Origin of the sequence: Candidatus Viridilinea mediisalina (genome assembly GCF_002532535.1) — a bacterium.
In the GTDB taxonomy this organism is placed as follows: Bacteria; Chloroflexota; Chloroflexia; order Chloroflexales; family Chloroflexaceae; genus Viridilinea; species Viridilinea mediisalina.
Map to the genome: position 1 here is coordinate 1 of NZ_NQWI01000242.1, position 2,408 is coordinate 2,408.

General features: G+C 61.5%; 1 protein-coding gene. It reads right to left on the reverse strand.

From position 1 onward, the window contains the following. Positions 1-272: 272 nt before the first annotated feature. Complete coding sequence (locus CJ255_RS21705) at positions 273-2,042, reverse strand: SUMF1/EgtB/PvdO family nonheme iron enzyme (protein WP_097646159.1); 1,770 nt, start codon at positions 2,040-2,042, stop codon at positions 273-275. Between the last annotated feature and the right edge of the window lie 366 nt (positions 2,043-2,408).

Sequence of the window (2,408 nt, forward strand, 5' to 3'; positions counted from 1 at the left end):
TGGTAACCAAATTTCGAGATGCTTCGCTTTGTTCAGCATGACAGGCTGCTGGGACACTTAAAAATTTCTGCTTCCCTTGACCATAGACCGTAGGGGCACGGCAGCGCCGTGCCATCCCCGTGGTCGCCGTAGCCCCCAGGGGCACGGCAGCGCCGTGCCATCCCCGTGGTCGCCGTAGCCCCCAGGGGCACGGCGCTGCCGTGCCCCTACACAGCGTTCCTTTTGCGCTACTGCGTAATTGGTATTATTGTCTGCCCGCCCGCTATAGAATGTTATGTTCGGCTATCGGCTAGCGAAATGGTATGACACCACAGGATGCGAAAGCCACGCAGGTGGTAGCGATAGTAGGGATTAAAGCGGCTGCGGGCGCCGCAGTTGAGTTGGGTAGCGTGATCGCCATAGTGCGACCAAGAGAGCAGCACCCGTTCACCTGCGCTCACATCGGCGAGGGGTTCCGGTTGGTAGCGCTTATGCACGGGGGTACTGAGCCATTCCATCACATTTCCGGCGAGATCCAAGGCGCCAGAGGGGGCTTGGCCTGCCGGAAAGCAACCCACCGGCGTAGTGCGACCAATACCAGTGGCTTGATAGTTGGCATGTTCAGGCTCGGCGGGCTGATCGCCCCACGGGTAGCGCCGTTGGTCGTCACTGCGGGCCGCACGCTCCCATTCAAGCGAAGTGGGCAGTCGTAGGGTGACAATCTGCGGCAACCAGCCATGCTGATGGCCCACATGGGTCAACCATGTACAGTAGGCCATAGCTTCCCACCATGTTACCCCCACCACAGGCTGATTGGGCTGGTTCCATGCGGCATCCTGCCAAAAGTGGGGCGCACGCCATTTATGGTGTTGCAGGTAGTCCCACCCGTGAGCCGTCCACCAGCGTGGCTCTTGGTAGCCACCCGCTTCAATAAAGTGGCGATATTCGGCGTTGGTGACGGGGTAGCGCCCGATGCGGTAGGGGTATGGCATGACGGCACGCTGCAAACTGAGGTAGGCCCGTTCCTGCTGATCGGCCTCTAGGTAGGCACCATACCAGAAGGGCCCAGGCTCGATTGAGCACCAGTAGGCACCCAGGGGCGCATCGCCATGAACCGGATCGAGCAAGCGGGGGTCGCCCACCTCAGCGAGCAACCGAGCCGCCTCAAGGCGCTGGGTGAGGGGCGGGGCTATGGGCAAGCTATGGCCACGGGCAGCACCCTCCACCAGCACGGCGAGCAACAGCAGCGCGTTTGGATCGCCCTGCTGGGCGCGGGGTTGCAACTCAGCCAAGGCCAACGCCCACTGGCCACTGGTCAGCAGGGGCGTCACGGGATCGGCGGGCAACGTATGGGTAACAGGATCGCTCAAGGCCGCCAACTCGGCCTTGAGCAGTTGTGCCAAGCGGTGGTTGCCCATTGCTTCAGCGGCAGCTTGGTAGCGCAGGGCGTTGCTCTCCCAGCGGGGCCAATCTTGTAGGGCGGCCAGTTGGCGCAACGCTTCAGCATAGCCCTCTTGGATGCGATCATGGCGGCCTACGGCCTCGCCCCAAGCCGCCAAGGCCAACCACGAAGCGACGCTGGTGTGATGCAGGGGCAGTTGTTCTAGTTGAGCCAGAGCGGCGCGGTAGTGGGCCTCACCCGCCTCGAGGCCCAAGGCTTGGGCTATATGAAACCGCAGCCGCACTTGTTCGGCCTCTGCTTCGCATTGGCTCAGGGCTTGGGTAAGGCGGGGTAACGCGGCATCGTAGTGGCCCAACTCAAGCAGAAGCGCCCCCTGTGCGGCAAGGTCACCAAGCCGCTCCAGGCAGGCGAGGGCTCGTTCGGGCAGCTTGGCCTGCTGGAAGCATGCCAAGGCCCGTTCGGGATCATCAGCCGCTAGGAAGGACTCACCCGCCGCCGCAAGATCATCCAGAGCAAGGTAACGCTGCGCGGCCTCAGCATGGGCTTCAGGGGTACCAAAGTTGGCCAGCACCGCCGCCGCCGCCCGTGCATCACCGGCCCGCTCATAGCTGGCAACAGCACGCTGGAGGTAGTAGGTGCGTGGTAGACGCAGAGGGAGCATAGGGGTGTTTCACGTGAAACATGAGCAAGTACATGGGCGGCTCATTATACCAATTACGCTTGAATATGCCGCATAATCAAGCACGCTAAAGCGGATTGAGACGCCATGTTCGGCAATCTGCAATCTACAATCTGAAATGGTATTATATCATTGTATACTGATGGCACTCTTCTTGATACGTAGGGAGCAGGGTAGTCTGTTGTTAGCGCGAAAAAGCCTTGGGCCGCGCCGCTTGGCTTCGACAGGCTCAGCCAGCGGCGCGTTGGCTCGGTGGCTGAGCCTGTCGAAGCCAGCCTGTCGAAGCCAGCCTGTCGAAGCCAGCCTGTCGAAGCCAGCCTGTCGAAGCCAGCCTGTCGAAGCCAGCCT